This window comes from Brevibacillus sp. JB24b (assembly GCF_051713385.1).
Taxonomy (GTDB): Bacteria; Bacillota; Bacilli; order Brevibacillales; family Brevibacillaceae; genus Brevibacillus_B; species Brevibacillus_B laterosporus.
This window is the reverse complement of sequence record NZ_JBNVQV010000001.1, coordinates 2,505,861-2,521,525: the sequence shown is the minus strand read 5'-3', so window position 1 is coordinate 2,521,525 and position 15,665 is coordinate 2,505,861. Positions and strand designations below refer to the sequence as shown.

Here is a 15,665-nt window from a genome sequence, read left to right as displayed (position 1 = left end):
GTGTGAAAAAAGTACGAACGCACAAATAAAAAAGACTGGTTTTCAATAACCAGCCACAATCGAACATTTAGTAAAAATTACATACACCAACCAAATAACAAATGATAAAGGAATATAGAAAAGCATAAGTGTAATTGATGTAGCAACGTTTAGCCGGTTGTCACCTTCTAAAGTCAGAGGTATTGAAAAAAAGTCAATATTGTCTGAGTCAGTGATTCTTACCTTTTCGTACAACTCGCGGAACACTTTTTCTTGTCTTAAGAAACACCCGTCCAAGAGCCAACAGGTTAAAACAAGTATAAAAGATAAAAACAAATTACTGTTTGTATCTTTTGCGGCTAGAGCCATCAACTCAGATACTACGGTAACAGATCACCTCTTTATATAAAGGAGTTTCTCTCCATTCAATTATTACAGACTGAGCCATTTTTTAAATGATTCAGTTTCGAGTTTTTCGTCATCTTATTTAAATAAATTTATCGTTGCAATTATTATCGGCATGCCGAATACATCAATGAGAAAAGCACCTACAACTGGAACGACCAGGTAAGCTTTTCGTGAAGGTCCAAAACGCCCAGTCACTGCAGCCATATTCGCTATTGCATTTGGTGTAGCGCCAAGGCCATGTCCTGTAAAACCTGCGACCATTACTGCGGCGTCATAGTCTTTGCCAAGCAACCGAAACAAAATGAAAATACCGAACAGGACAATAAATACAACTTGTACAAACACGATCAATAGCATTGGAAGCGCAAGATCAGCTACTTCCCATAATTTTATACTCATGAGTGCCATGGATAGGAAGATTCCAAGTGTCACGTCACTAATCAGGTTGATGCTCTTCATGTCAATTGCATTGGGATTTAGTTTATCTACGACGTTACGGACGATGACCGCCACAAACATGGCTCCTACATAATTAGGTAGAACAAATCCCGTTACTGATGAGAACAGCTCTCCTAAATACGTTCCTAATGCCATACAGAATGTGATGAGCAGTACTTGGATGAAGAAGGTATTTGTCGTAATCGGTTGTACTTTTTCTTCAACTATCTCTACCTCATCTTCTGTTTCAGTCGGCTTTAGATCGTATTTTGAAATTAAATATTTTACAGTCGGTCCGCCAACTAAGCCCCCGGCTACGAGGCCAAAGGTAGCTGCAGCGATCCCAATGGCTAACGCTGATTGAATTCCCATGTCTTCAAGGGTTTGTCCAAATGCACCTGCCGCTCCATGTCCACCTTCCATGGAAACTGACCCTGCCATCATCCCAATTAATGGATGAATGCCGAACAATGAAGCCATGGAGACGCCAATCACGTTTTGTGCTAAAGCCAAGAATCCGCATGCGAGCCAGTATATGACGAGCAGCTTACCACCTAATTTGATGAGTTTAAAGCTTGCTCCCAACCCTACAGTTGTGAAGAACGTGAGCATGAACAGGCTTTGAAGTGAGGTATCCAATGTAATTTCCAAAATTCCCGTCGCTTTCAGGGTCGTTACAATGGTTGCAAACAATAGCCCTCCAACAACTGGTGCCGGAATACAAAACTTTTGTAAAAATCCCGCTTTTTTTACTAGGACTGTTCCTAAAACTAGTAGTGCTACTGCGAGAAATATCGTATTTACTTGATTAAGTGCTAAAGTCATAGTTGTTTCCCCCTAAAAATCTCATGATAGCTTCATTCGTCAAATAAGCACCTAATTTTACTGTTCTTCCATTTTCATCTAAGACAGGATTCACTTCACAAATATCGAAAGAAAGCGTTTTCTCATGAGCTGCAACTCTACGCATCAAGGTTCGGACAACCATTGGTGTTAATCCAAAAGGAGATGGAGCACTAACTCCCGGGGCAAATGCTGCATTTAAAACATCTGTACAAAGTGTGAGCATGACATAATCTTGTTTTTCTATGAATTCATTTAATGCAGAAATGATGTTATCCATCCGTTCATCAGTCATATCTTCTTCATAAATATACTGGGTACCGAGTTCGTCCGCTTTATCAAATAGTTCCTGTGTATTACCGAAACGCTGGATCCCAAGCACAAAATAACGGCTATTTTTGTCATTTTCTAATATTTGCCTAAACATCGTCCCAGATGAAGGCTGATTTTCATAGGAACGTAAATCGAAATGAGCATCTATATTGATGATTCCAAGCGTAGCATCTTTTCCTATATGTTTTCGAACACCTAAGTAATGTCCATACAGCGTTTCATGTCCTCCGCCTAAAATAATGGGAGTCGCTGACTTTGAAAAGATTTTAAAAACTGCCAAACCCAATTCTTTCTGGGCATCTTCGAGTTTTTCGTTTTGACAAAGAATATTCCCTACATCGATAATACGTTTACCTTCCTCCAGTTTCCAAGGAAGACCTGCAAGTGCTTGCCTAATAGCATTCGGAGCTTTGGCTGCACCTAATCGGCCTTGATTGCGCCTAACTCCTTCTTCACATTCAAACCCGATAATTGCACAGGTGTTATCCTTGGAAGTCTGCAATCTATCTAAGTCAATCAATTCCACAATTTGATGGTAGCGAAAACTGCTTCTTCTTTCCGTATGATCAATCCTACCGGTCCATAAATCAGCTGAAACATTCGTTGGCACTTTGTTCATCCTTTCTGAAATTTCTGAAGTAGATTTGTTTTTGATTATATAATGACAAACTTATTATTTCTAATATATAATTCAAATAAATTGATAGTTTGAAGCTATAAATAAGGAGGGGATTTTTTGGACATAAAACAATTGCATTATTTTGTGACGGTTTCCAATCAGTTGAGCTACTCTAAAGCCGCACAAAAACTGCATATATCACAGCCTTCTTTAAGCAACGCTATTAAAAATTTGGAGCAAGAGGTCGGATCACCACTGCTTGATAGAAATACGAGAAAAATGGAACTGACTGACGCTGGTAAAATTTTATATAAAAAATCGATTCTCCTCCTTTCCCAAATGAACATGTTGAAAAAAGAGATGGAAGAAGTAAAGCTGACCGGCAGTGGGGATCTCATTATTGGCATCATTGAGTCAGTAAAGCATTGGATTCCAAAAGTGATCCGTGAATATCAAGATCGTTTTCCTTCCATTAACATCAAGCTAATTGAAGTGCTGAGTGGAAAAGCCGTGAAGGAATCATTGAGGAAATACGATACACATTTACTCATTACAAACCAATATATAAACGAAGCGGATATCGAATCATTCCCGTTATACGATGAAAGATTAGTACTTGTGCTGCACAGGGATCACCCTCTGGCCCAGAAAAAGGAATCCATTCTTTTACAAGAGTTAGAAAGCGAACCTTTCATAATTAGTACGGAAGGATTTCAAACGAGAGAAGATATTTTAACAGCCTTTACACTTGAACAAACGACTCCGAAAATAAAATTTGAAATTGAACGTTTTGAAACAGCTTTGACATTAGTAAGAGAAAATCTGGGAATTACGATTATTCCCGAAAATTATTTATCTGAACCAATGGATGCATCCATTGTCCAGAAAACAATTGATTCATCAGCATTGGAGAGGACTGTTTATTTAACGTTTATGAAAAATCGTTATTTGGCTCCCGCAGTCCAAACCTTTTTGGAAAATATTCGACGGAACTTTGCTCATTGATAAAAATTAATGATTCAAAAAATCAACCTACTACTCATGATCAATAAATCATATTTTGTTTAATAGAAAATTTTTTACCTTTCTTTTGTTAATTCTGCTTAATATAAACTAACATGTATAAAAGCCTAATTTTCTTCTCATAGTAAAAACAAAAAGAACTTGTAACTAATTATACAAGTTCTTTTTGCGATAATGTTTTTCGTACAATGCCATATGGCTCAAATGACAAGTTTGTTTCGCTTTGACGATGGTATTGTCAAAAGGCTTGCTTTTTGACACGCCAAAAGCACAATATTTCCATTTATTGGAATATCGTGACCCATTCTTTCTTCTCATCATTTACAGTAGCAATTAGAAACATCTGGTTTAGTCCATTACATGTCTTACTATCATTTTGTAACATTGACTATCACCTGAGTCTTTTTATCGCCATAGCTTACAGTAATAACTGTGCGACCCACACCAGTTGCTTTAATTATGCCATCCTTCACATCAGCAATTGTAACTTTTGGAGTTGTCCACAATGCAGGCTTCGTTACATCTCGATCTATTCCATCTAAATAGGTTGCAGTCGCATTTACTTGCTTTGTTTCCCCAACCTTCATATTTAATTGGACGTGATTCGTTTTAAGATACTTTAGCTGATCCACTTCAACATAGACTGTAACTGATTTCCCACCATATCTAGCAGTTACTGTTGTTTTACCATATCCAATAGCTTTAATAGTTCCTTTGTTTGCCTCGGCAACTTTATAAGATGAAACTTTCCATTCTGCTTGATCTGTCATGTCTACAGTACGTCCACCCGATAAAGTAGCCATCAGTGTTACTTTCGTCTGAATATCCTTTACATCGCCTAGAGTTTTTAATCTTACGAGGCGTGTATTCGCTACCAATCCTTGAAGAACATCAACTTCCACTAGTATAGAAACAGATTTCCCACCATATCTAGCTGTGATTGTTGTCTTACCATTACTGTAAGCTCGAATTTCACCTTTCGTAACTTCAGCAACTTTCGACGAACTTGATGACCATTCTGCTTGTTCAGTAATATAATTACTGTCTGCTGCATCTGGGTTAAGTTTAATTTGGACTTTTTCTCCCACACTCATGAAAACATTTTTTGTATTCGAAGTTAAAGAAGCTGTAATATCAACCTCTACAGGAATCTTTACTGTTTTATTACCAAAACTAGCTGAAATATCCACTTTACCTGATCCCTTGGCTTTTACCATACCGTTAGCATCTACCTGTGCAATAGTAGAGGACTCAGGAGACCAGATTGCAAGATCAGTTACATCTTTTGTTGAGCCGTCCATGTATTCAGCATTCAATGTAAGTTGAACAGAATTATCTTTTTGCATGACAAGCTTATCAATAGCAGCATCCGCTTTTTTTATTGTTATTTTTTTCACAACACCAACAGATACTGGTATAGTAGTAGTTCGATTACCATACTTAGCAGAAATCGTTGCTGATCCGTCTTTCAAGCCTGTTACGTTACCTCTTCGTACCTCTGCAATCGCTTCTGCACTAGATGACCATTCTGCTTTATCGGTAATGATCTCTTCTCGCCCTTCATAGATTGCTTTTAACACTAGTTGCTGGGATCCTCCTACTTGCAGATTAAGAGACTTTACGTCCACAACAATTTGTTGGGAGTAATCGACATCTACACCAACAGTAACTGTTTTATCAGCGTATTTGGCAGTAATGGTAGCTTCACCAGATTTGAGAGCTTTAATTTTTCCCTTGTAAACAGTTGCTACATTTTCATTACTAGAAGTCCAAGTAGCCTTCTCTGTGACACTCTGGTGTGTATTATTTGCATAATAAGCGATTAACTCAACAGATGTCTCATCCGAGTCTTTTGTACTAAGTGATACATAATCTTGATCTACTTCAAGACGTCTAGGTACTTCTACATCCACTGCCGCTTTGACTTCATTATCTCCGTACTTTGCTGTAATAATGGCTTCTCCCGATGAATGTGCAACAATAGTACCTTTATTTACTGTCGCAACCGCTTTATTACTTGTAGTCCATTCTGCTCTATCTGTAATATCTTCTTCCTCACCATTAATAAAAGAAGCTGTCAATTTTAGCTTTTTCGGACTATCTTTCAGAAGCATAAATACATCTTGTTGATCTAATTCTATGACCATAGCTGAGTCAACATCAACTTTAATCGTAGCAGTTTTCGTCCCATATTTCGCTGAAATGGTTGCTTCACCCACTCCATATGCCTTGATTGTACCGTTAATTACATCAGCTACACTTTCATTATCCGAAGACCACACTGCCTTGCTAGATACCTCTTCTTTGCTTCCATCAGGAAATATTGCTTGCAATTCAATTGTTTCAGTATTTTTACCAGAACGAAGAAGCAGAGAAACATTTGATTTACTAGGTTCTAATCTTTTTATAATCTCAACGTTAACAGGAATAGAAACGGAGTGTTTCCCAAATTTCGCCGTTACGGTAGTGCTACCAGAACTTTGTCCCACAATTTTCCCATCGAAAACGGTTGCAACAGACTGATCTTCAACCGTCCACATTGCTTTTGTAGTAACGTCCTCTGTGGATCCATCTTCATAGACAGCAGATACGTTAACTTGTTCACTATGTACCTCTCCAGTCCGAATAGTAACCGTTTGTTTGTTTTTTGTTAATGTTCGAATCTTTTTTGATACATCTACTTGTACTGGTACAGTTTTATTCAGATACGTTGCGACGATTGTAGCTTTTCCTTCTTTTATCCCTCTAATCGTACCCGCATATACAGAGGCTATATCACTATTTGAACTTGACCAAGTAGTTTTGATAGTGACATTCTCAGATTTTCCATCTACATAAATTGCCGTTGCCGTTAACGAATTTGAATCTCCCGTTTCCATGGAGACTTCATTTTCTGATAGAACCAACTGTGAGATCTCTGTGCTATCTGCAGCTACTACTGTTTCAGAACTACCTATCACTCCATTCGAAAATAGTAACATTGTGCATAATAAAATTGTTAGCAATCTCTTCATCTCTGACCTCCATGAATGTTTTTAAAAAAATATAAAATATTTCATTATTCTATTTTCTGCTTTCTATGGATTTTGTCACTATAGCCATGTCAGCATTAATGGTAAAATGGCTTCCCCAGCCCTTGCCGCGGAAAAAAACAGGCCATTAAACACGAAAATGAAAACTCGATGGGACGAACAATACTACTATTTAATATGCGACTACATACATACCTTAAAGTCAGTCATATCAATGGATCAGAAGCAGGATAAGAAAAAATGGTATTCATTTTTTGGAAAAATATAGTAAACAACAAAAAAACCACCTTCACCAGCAGGGGTTACAAAATGTAGGAAAGGGAATTTCCTACCTCGATGTCATAAGGCATGGCTTCCCCTGATAACGGGAGGGGCATGCCTGCAAAACATAAGGCTACTGCTAATTTCACTGTTTTCTGCCACATTTCCGCTCTGCCTCTAGGCTCACCTGTAGCTTACTTATTGACTATTTGATAGTCTCTATTTTGAGCCTTTCCAACTACTTACACGTTTCAATTACTCAGCCTTTGCTTACTTCATAGTGTTTCTTGTTTTACATTTACTCTAACCACTCTTGTAGCAGTTTGTTCACTGTATCAGTATCATCCGCATCATCCGCATCATCCACTACATAATCTGTTCCATGATATTTTCTTTGTCTAGGTAAAAGCCTTTCACACCAAGCTTCTCATTGGCTTGTTCTTGAGTTAACGTACCATTCTTCACTGGTTCACGAATTTCATCTAACTCTTTCTTAGCTGCTTCATCCAATTCTACTTTCCCTTTTTCGTGCCGGTCAGATAGCTTCATGAAATCGTCAGCTAGATCGGGATTGTATTTGTTGACTTAATCTTCATTAATTCCTAGTGAATGGCTTGTCTATCCTCAAGTGAATAGTATACGTGTTTTGACGGAAGGTTTGCTCTACTTTTCATCTAAAGCAAAAGCCGCAGTTGGTGCAAAGATTGCTAGTGCTAACACCCCAATCATCCATTTGATACTTTTTCTTCATTAGAATCAAACTCCTTCATAGTTAGTTTTGTAAAAGTACTTATTTACAGTACTAATTACAGGTACCAGTATACTAGAGTAGTATGTCAGATGAATGTCCACCTTAAGAAAAAGCAGAGGAGGAGAAAAATACATATAGAAGTAATCCCGCCTTAGCTTTCGAGGACACAACCGATTCAGGTCCCAAAATGTACATGATCTCTTTGCTATCACATTTTTTAACGCCCACTTATACTCTCAAGCCCACTTCTACGCTCCTTTGGGCTTTTTCTTTTTTAAAATACATTACACGTAACTAAAATACTCATCAACTCGTACTGATGAGTACCTTATACACGTACTTGTGAGTACTGAATTGGTTAGGAGCGTTTTTAAGGAAAATGTGTTAAGATTAAATCGTCTAAAAATTATAAACACTAATTTATAGACAATATTGGTTTAGGGGGTAGATATTATGACAAACAAAAAACATGTTAGCGTGCAAAATTATAAGGGGAAAACGACTAACTAATTAAACTATATAGCGTTTCCCCACATTTGAAAGGGGAAAATCATTTGAATCAAACATTATTAATTATTGATGCTCAACAAGAATTAATTGATGGGAATCAAGAAGAAAGTGCGGTTTTTAATAAAGAGCAGCTTATTAGAAATATCAATAAAGTAATTGAAAAAGCAAGAGAATCCGATGTTCCAGTTGTGTTTGTGAGGGATCTCGATGTTGCCGAAGGTAAAGGTGGAGGATTTCAAGTTCACAATGAAATTCATGTACCTACGGAGGCAAAGTTTTTCGATAAATCTGCAACGAATTCCTTTTATGGGACAGGTCTTCTAAATCATTTACGATCTCAACAAATTGAACATATTGTTGTTATGGGCTGTAAAACACAACATTGTATAGATAGTATAGTCAGAACAGCCACTATTAGTGGTTTGGATGTAACATTAGTCGGTGATGGGCATTCAACAACGGACAATGATGTTTTAAGTGCAGAACAAATCATAAAGCATCATAATAGTACTCTTCATGGGCATTACAATGTCGAACACTTTTCAGTTGTCAGAAATGTAAAGGAAGACTTGTTTCGTCCAACTCATGACTCATATAGGTAATATAAATCTAAAAGCGGTACTAAAATGTGCCGCTTCGATTCAACAACAATCGGGCGCTTTTATGAAGTAACCAAAGCCCAATTTCTCACTTACAACACCGAGAAATTGGGCTTTTTTATATTCGGATTTTCTTAACGTTGTAAACCCGCCTTTTCCTGATATTACCCCAAATAGCATATGTACAATGGAGGAACAGTAATGAATCGAAAGAAGAATGAACTGATGATAACTGATACCATACAATCAATTTACTATAATCAAGCATCTGACACATTACGCCGTGAGATCGCTTTAATGCTACATCTAGTTTGGCCAGATGTTTGTCCAATACCGGGAGAGACGATTCCGGCTGCTCACGATGCTGTACTCGATGCTCGTTCTTTCTATTCCTATATAGATGGACGATTGGTCAGCTATGCAGGTGTAGTTCGTAAGACCATAAAACACAACGATCAGACATTCAACATAGCTGGACTTAGTTGTGTCGCAACCCACCCAGATTATCAAAATCGAGGGTTGGGATTGCGAACAGTTGCTGCCGCTACTCGATGGATCGAACAGAGTGATACAGATTTTGGCATATTCACATGCAAACCTACTTTGGCCTATTTCTATAATCATGCCGGTGATTGGTCGGTCGTGTCGGATGTGGAGCTAATTGGTAGTCGTGATGAAGGCGCTTTATCCAGTGAATCCTTACAGGTTGTCGTTTTGATGCGCCTATTTTCAGCGAAAGCCCGTGCCTATGAGTCGATGCTACGCCATACTACCATTGATCTTGCCCTTCCGATCGGCGATTTCCTGTAGTGATTGGAAAAGGAGCCCAAGTTTATTTGAGCTCCTTTTTTTATCACAATCATATTTTCTTATTTGCTACTCTTCCCAAAAATCTCTTCTTGCAGACGACGACCTGTCGGTGTTGCTGCAAGTCCACCTTCAGCTGTTTCACGAAGTGCTACTGGCATTGTTTGTCCGATTCTAAACATCGCTTCAATAACTTCATCACATGGAATTGTACTAGTCACACCAGCTAGCGATAAATCAGCTGCAATCATAGCATTTGATGCCCCCGCTGCATTACGTTTTACACAAGGTACTTCTACAAGCCCAGCAACTGGGTCACATACTAAACCAAGCATATTCTTTAAGGCAATTGCCATAGCTGTAGCTGCTTGATCTGGCGTTCCACCAGCCATTTCAACAGCAGCTGCTGCTGCCATTCCACTTGCTGAACCAACTTCAGCTTGACATCCTCCAGACGCGCCAGAAATACAAGCATTGTTTGCAACAACCATACCAAAAGCTCCTGCTGTAAATAAAAATTCAATCATTTCTTCACGTGTTGGCTGCAATTTTTCTTTCAGTGCAAACAGTACACCTGGTACTGTTCCAGCTGATCCTGCTGTTGGTGTTGCACAAATGATTCCCATCGCTGTATTTACTTCATTTGTTGCAACTGCTTTACTCACCGCATCCAAAATTGTATGTCCAGATAAGCCATTTCCGCTCTTCATGTACTCTTGAACTTTCACAGCATCACCGCCTGTTAAACCTGTCGGTGACTTCACTCCTCGAATACCACGTTCTACGGCTTGCCCCATCACGATTAAGTTCTTTTCCATTCCGGCAAGCACTTCTTCACGCGTAATACTTCTTGTCTCTATTTCACATTTAATCATAATTTCTGCAATTTTTACGTTTTGTTCTTTAGCTTGCGCCACTAGTTCCGCTGCGTTCCGAAACATGTGTGTTCCCCCTGTAATTAATCCATAATGGTTACTTGACAAATATTTGATTGCTCTTTTATTTCCTCAATTATTTCGTCTGCTAATAATTCATCTGTTTCAATTACCATAAGCGCTCTTCTGCCTTTTTCCTTACGTGAAACACTCATCGTACTGATATTAATTTCATGTTTCGCAAGTATAGAAGATACAGCTGCAATTGCTCCAAAGCGATCGTTATTTACAATAAGAAGTGCCGGACTTGTTCCTGATAGTTGAAGATCAAATCCATTTAACTCCACAACTTCAATCTTGCCGCCACCTATTGAACAAGCAACGACTTCGATTTCTTCTTCTCCTTTATACAGACGAACTCTCGCTGTATTTGGATGTGGAGCATTTGCTTCTTCTTCAATAAATTCCACTTCAATTTCGCGCTCTTTTGCAATTTCTAACGCATTTGGAATTCGTGTATCATCCGTTTCAAACCCTAATATTCCACCAATTAACGCTACATCAGTCCCGTGACCACGATATGTTTTTGCAAACGATCCATATAACGAAATCTTAACTCTCTCCGGTTCGTGACGGAACAGTTGACGAGCAACTTGCCCCATTCTTGCCGCACCTGCTGTATGTGAACTTGACGGGCCAATCATAACCGGACCAATAATATCAAATACTGTGCGATATTTCATCATAATTCCCACCTAAACCTTTATAAAAAAATTACTTACTACTATTCTATTAAGCTACCGTATCTATTGCTTTTCCAGCCGTACCACGAATTTGCTCCGCTGTACGAATTGGATAGTTTTTAAATAACAGTGAGCCAATATATCCTGAAATAATACCAGATACCATAATACATAAGAAACATAATGTTACTTTCATTGGATCATTGAACCCGTACATAACCATAAGTCCTGCAATTGGCGTTGCTGTTCCTGTTGCATTATTAATAAGATCAAACATTGAAATAATAACTCCCGCTGTTGCTCCACCAATAAAGTTTGTTACATACACCGGAATTGGATTTGCTGAAATTAGATCCGCTTGCGTTAATGGTTCAATCGCAACTGCAATGGTCGTACGCTTATCTCCAAACTTCATTCGTTTAAAGAATACGTAGTTCATAAAGGACGAACTGGTTACCGCTAATGCACCAATTGCCATCGGTAACCCTGTTAATCCAAGCAATGCTGTTAATGCCATTGAGCTTAACGGTGCAGTTGCAACGACTGTAATAATACCACCTAGTATAATTCCCATAATAATTGGACTTGCATCAGTTGATGATGTAATAACTCCACCGATTTGCTTCAATGTTGCTGTTACAATCGGATCCATTCCTTTTGCAATTAATCTTGTTAATGGTGCTGCAATTACAATACAAGCAATTAAATCTAATCCTTCTGGTACGCGTTTTTCAATTTGTTTTACTAAAAATGATATAAGATAACCAGCAATAAACCCTGGAAGCAATCCAAATTTTAATACAGAAGCCCCTACAAGCATAGCATAAACAGGTGATACGCCCATCGCTAATGCAACTAAAGTTGCACCAGCTACGCCGCCTAGACTACCGGCAGATTCCCCAACCTCTTTTAAAAATGGTATACCAATTAAATCACCACCAACGTATAGCTGAAAAGCTTCAACTAAGAAACTAGCAACTGCTGCACTTGCTAAAGCTCCCATTGCTTTCATACCGTTTGGTGCTTTAAAACTAAAGAGTGAAAAAAGACTTAGTACAAATAATAGCAATATCGTTCCCTTAAGAATCTCCATGATATCATCTTCCTTTTAATCAATTTTGTTACGAAAAATGACTAAAATACACTATAAATTATGATGAATTGTAATACGCTCTCATTATATCTTGTTTTTTAGAGAACGCTTACTTTTAGTGAATTTTAAAACTTCTGAATTAAAAACCCTCTACCTTTCTTATATTAATGATATATAATTTTTTATACATCACATAATTTTTGGCATAAAAAAAAGACTCATTCCTCCTCATCGTTTGGTCTTACCCCTGTCAAGTAGACAGTATTAAAAAAGCCTAAGCAGCCAGTGTGCTTGGTATTATCCCCTTACGGTAGACAGTAAAAAAAGAGTTCATGATATAATGGACGGATTCATTACTGTTGACCGGAGGAGTTTTTTCATGCCACCAAAAAAGGGACAAGTCTTTACTCGCTATAGTGAAGAAATTAAAAAGGAAGCTGTACCCCTACGGGTCGAAGAACAGTGGAGCTATGCCACGATCAGAAAAAAACTGGGAATTAAAAGTGATGCCCAAATCATCGCGTGGGTTCAGAAATACCAAAACGGAGAATCGTTTGTGGACTATCGGGACGCTGGAATAAGAAGCACTTCAGCAGCGTAGAAGAGGAAAACTCCTACCTGAAAGCGCTGGTGGAATATCTAAAAAAGCTTAATCCGAATCTTCATGGGGAGGGAAGTTGGATAGGCAAGCCCGATTTAGGACCATCGAAAAAATGAGTCAGACCTACTCCATCACGACACTATGTAAAATTGCGGAAGTATCACGTGCTGGTTTCTACAAGTAGAAATCAGCCTTAGGATCTCGACAGATCCAATTTGAGCTGGAACCAATCTAAAAGAACATATTATTGCTATTCATCGACTTCGTCCTATTTTCGGCTATAAACGCATGCGAACATCCCTTCTCAAAAAAGGGTTCTTAGTTAACCACAAAAAGGTGCGTATGCTCATGCGAGAGCTGGGGATTCGCTCTGTCATCCGTAAGAGACGCCCCTTTGTGGGGCGAAAACCATCCGTTGTCTTTCCGAATGTTCTCAACCGAGAATTTACAGCAGAAACGATTTTGAAGAAATTTGTAACGGACATTACCTATATCCGAATTGGTCATGATTTGTCTTTTTATCGGTCGTTTTAGACGTTTGCAACAACGAAGTTGTCGCATGGGACATGTCATCTTGTAACGATCTACAACTCGTTTTGGACACGGTAAAGCATTTGAATGCACAAAGGGCCATTTTGCATTCTGATCAGGGATTCCAATACACAACAAAGTCTTACAAGAGATTGCTTGAAGAGAAACAGCTCATTGGAAGCCATTCAAGAAGGGGAAACTGTTTTGTAACGCCTGCGTGGAGTCCGTTCTTCTCACATTTGAAAACAGAAAAACCTTACCTTGAAAAACAAAGCAAGTCAAATGGAGGCTCGAAAACTGATCACGGAATATATCAATTATTACAACCAAGAACGTTTCCAGAATAAGCTTGGCGATCTCTCCCCGGTAGAGTACCGTGAAGCGATCGCCGCATAACAAACTTACTCTTTTTTCATTGTCTACTTGACGGGGCTACAACCAATCTTGACTTCTCTTTTTTGTGTTGCTTGCCATTAGTTAGTTCTTCAGTTTCCCCAAGGTAACTTCACCTTCATGGTAAAACTCTATAATAATTTTTTTATCCTCTGACAGCAACCAAGTGTCAAAGCTTACGGCTGTCACATCGTCAATTTTATTCAGAATATCATTTATATTTGACTTTAAGATAGGATCATTAACACTCCAAATAATATAAAAATTTGATTCGTTGCATAAATTTAATATATCCTCTACTTGTGTTATCTCAATCTTACTATCAAATTTATCCCAATCTATTCTTCCCCAATTAGTCAAAGGTACTAGTGAATAAAAATTGTTTTCAACTTGTTTTTTCTCGTCTTCATTTAGTATATAGCAGTTATCAAGCGCTTCAATGCATTCATCTAGTAAGTTCATAACATACCTCTTCTATTGTTATTTATTTAAGTGCTTTAGTAACGAAACAAATTTATTTTCGTCTCCTGTAAATGGTATTGCTATCTTTGTAGCATTTGCCCCTTTTCCATTCCTAAAGTCTTCAACGTTAATATGGGTTCCTTTTTTCGGATCAAAGTCTAGCCTCCATCTTACTTTACCATTTGCGGATTCTCTACCTATAACTTTTCCATATCCTTTGCTGGATGGAAGCCTACCAAACGTTGGTTTAGAATCAGCCCCTAAATCTCCAATAATATCAAATGCCTGATTTCTAGCTTGTTCATATGTGTCGCGTTTTGGAAGAACTACTTCACCAGCTCCACTAATCCCCTTAGCATTCCCCTTCTGACACTGCCCAGTCCCAAGCCCTGCCAGCCCCAGCGGATCAATAAACCCTACTGGATCGCCATTCACATAGGCAAATCGGTTAAAGGTCTGCCCTTCTGTCACGTCTCCTGCTAAAATGTCTCGATTCAGGAATCGCTTCAGTCCGGGATGATAGTATCTCGCCCTCATGTAATACAAGCCATTCGGGTCGGTCATGACACCATCTCTTCCATTATAACAAAACGGTTGGGAAGTTGTACCATCGTGCTGTTCTAATTGATACTGCTCTTTAGCTTACGCGAGGCGGTATAGACCTTTCCAACTACTGCTAGGTAACGCTATAGCCGTCAGGGTTGGTTATTTTCGTGCACAACTGATCCGCGTTATATTCATACACCGTCGTATTGCCGAGGCTGTTCGTCGCTTCATTGTACCCGTCGTAATAGGCGATCCGGCCTTCCAGTAGACCGTCACACCACTTATAAATATTACCAATAAAATTTTATTTCTTGAATAAAAAGCCCTGCTAGGAAAACCAGACCTAGCAAGGCATTCAGGCTATTTGAGTTCAACACCATCGTAAGCATCACCTAATGGGATAAAATCATTTTTCTGAAGATACCAATACTCCCCCTGGTTTTCTAACAGGTAGGTATTGTTATAAATCCACAAATGAATTTGCCACAATAGGAGTCACTTGATAACTGCGTAACTATCCTAGAAAGTTTGGTAACAACATCCCAAACGATTCCTGCTCGCTTCATTTTTCAAGTACCGGTCAGAGATCCGCAAGCTCTTCCCTACCGATGAGATCTAATATCTCGTTACGGTGGGCGTCACGCGCAAATGGACGGGTCCGCGTATAAAATTGATATCAATTGCTACTGCAGTTCTCCGTCTTCTTTCCGGAACGCATCGGCCAGCACTTGCCGTGAGGGGCTTCCTCCCCTCGAAGGGGAGAGATTCGTATGAATGAGTTTTACACAAAATCCTTGACAGCACCTCTGAATCCTCCA

11 protein-coding genes and 3 pseudogenes are annotated in these 15,665 nt (G+C 38.7%); 5 read left to right on the top strand and 9 right to left on the bottom strand.

Going from position 1 to position 15,665, the window contains the following annotated elements; genetic code table 11:
• Window positions 1-462: 462 nt before the first annotated feature.
• Both gltS and hutG read right to left on the bottom strand, forming a co-directional pair.
• Complete coding sequence (gltS, locus tag ACQV1I_RS12300) at window positions 463-1,650, bottom strand: sodium/glutamate symporter (RefSeq protein ID WP_094702000.1); 1,188 nt, start codon at window positions 1,648-1,650, stop codon at window positions 463-465.
• The gene (gene hutG / locus ACQV1I_RS12295) at window positions 1,634-2,620 is read right to left on the bottom strand and encodes a formimidoylglutamase (protein ID WP_116334474.1); all 987 of its coding nucleotides are present in this window, start codon (window positions 2,618-2,620) and stop codon (window positions 1,634-1,636) included. Before hutG ends, gltS begins: the two co-directional genes overlap by 17 nt.
• Before the next feature lie 117 nt (window positions 2,621-2,737).
• On the opposite strand from hutG, the gene ACQV1I_RS12290 reads away from it, so the two are divergent.
• On the top strand, window positions 2,738-3,625 hold the full coding sequence (locus tag ACQV1I_RS12290; RefSeq protein WP_094701996.1) for a LysR family transcriptional regulator: 888 nt from the start codon (window positions 2,738-2,740) through the stop codon (window positions 3,623-3,625).
• A 389-nt stretch (window positions 3,626-4,014) separates the two neighbouring features.
• Here ACQV1I_RS12290 and ACQV1I_RS12285 read toward each other — a convergent pair whose 3' ends face one another.
• Window positions 4,015-6,657, bottom strand: a complete 2,643-nt coding sequence (locus ACQV1I_RS12285; RefSeq protein ID WP_094701994.1) for an Ig-like domain-containing protein — start codon at window positions 6,655-6,657, stop codon at window positions 4,015-4,017.
• Between the two features lie 645 nt (window positions 6,658-7,302).
• Window positions 7,303-7,485 (bottom strand): hypothetical protein, encoded by a 183-nt coding sequence (locus ACQV1I_RS12280; RefSeq protein WP_176452470.1) that lies wholly within the window; start codon window positions 7,483-7,485, stop codon window positions 7,303-7,305.
• Between the two features lie 756 nt (window positions 7,486-8,241).
• On the opposite strand from ACQV1I_RS12280, the gene ACQV1I_RS12275 reads away from it, so the two are divergent.
• A complete protein-coding gene (locus ACQV1I_RS12275; RefSeq protein ID WP_116334475.1) occupies window positions 8,242-8,799 on the top strand; it encodes a cysteine hydrolase family protein in 558 nt (185 codons plus the stop codon).
• A 222-nt stretch (window positions 8,800-9,021) separates the two neighbouring features.
• Window positions 9,022-9,606 carry a GNAT family N-acetyltransferase gene (locus tag ACQV1I_RS12270; protein ID WP_201747421.1) on the top strand — a complete coding sequence of 195 codons (585 nt, stop codon included), beginning with the start codon at window positions 9,022-9,024 and terminating at the stop codon, window positions 9,604-9,606.
• Between the two features lie 59 nt (window positions 9,607-9,665).
• On the opposite strand, the gene sdaAA is transcribed toward ACQV1I_RS12270, so the two are convergent.
• The 3 genes from sdaAA to ACQV1I_RS12255 are packed head-to-tail and all read right to left on the bottom strand — an operon-like array spanning window position 9,666 to window position 12,314.
• The gene (gene sdaAA / locus ACQV1I_RS12265) at window positions 9,666-10,544 is read right to left on the bottom strand and encodes an L-serine ammonia-lyase, iron-sulfur-dependent, subunit alpha (protein WP_116334477.1); all 879 of its coding nucleotides are present in this window, start codon (window positions 10,542-10,544) and stop codon (window positions 9,666-9,668) included.
• 17 nt (window positions 10,545-10,561) lie between these two features.
• On the bottom strand, window positions 10,562-11,221 hold the full coding sequence (gene sdaAB / locus ACQV1I_RS12260) for an L-serine ammonia-lyase, iron-sulfur-dependent subunit beta (protein WP_018674213.1): 660 nt from the start codon (window positions 11,219-11,221) through the stop codon (window positions 10,562-10,564).
• Between the two features lie 49 nt (window positions 11,222-11,270).
• Complete coding sequence (locus ACQV1I_RS12255) at window positions 11,271-12,314, bottom strand: PTS sugar transporter subunit IIC (RefSeq protein WP_094701990.1); 1,044 nt, start codon at window positions 12,312-12,314, stop codon at window positions 11,271-11,273.
• 379 nt (window positions 12,315-12,693) lie between these two features.
• Between ACQV1I_RS12255 and ACQV1I_RS12250 the strand changes: the two are divergent.
• Window positions 12,694-13,842: pseudogene (locus ACQV1I_RS12250) on the top strand (IS3 family transposase).
• Window positions 13,843-13,923: 81 nt separating this feature from the next.
• On the opposite strand, the gene ACQV1I_RS12245 reads toward ACQV1I_RS12250, so the two are convergent.
• The gene (locus ACQV1I_RS12245) at window positions 13,924-14,301 is read right to left on the bottom strand and encodes a CDI toxin immunity protein (protein ID WP_094701986.1); all 378 of its coding nucleotides are present in this window, start codon (window positions 14,299-14,301) and stop codon (window positions 13,924-13,926) included.
• Window positions 14,302-14,319: 18 nt separating this feature from the next.
• Window positions 14,320-14,928, bottom strand: a pseudogene (locus ACQV1I_RS12240) (RHS repeat-associated core domain-containing protein); the annotation flags it as partial.
• A gap of 475 nt (window positions 14,929-15,403) precedes the next feature.
• Here ACQV1I_RS12240 and ACQV1I_RS12235 point away from each other — a divergent pair.
• Window positions 15,404-15,584, top strand: a pseudogene (locus ACQV1I_RS12235) (IS256 family transposase); the annotation flags it as partial.
• Window positions 15,585-15,665 lie beyond the last annotated feature (81 nt).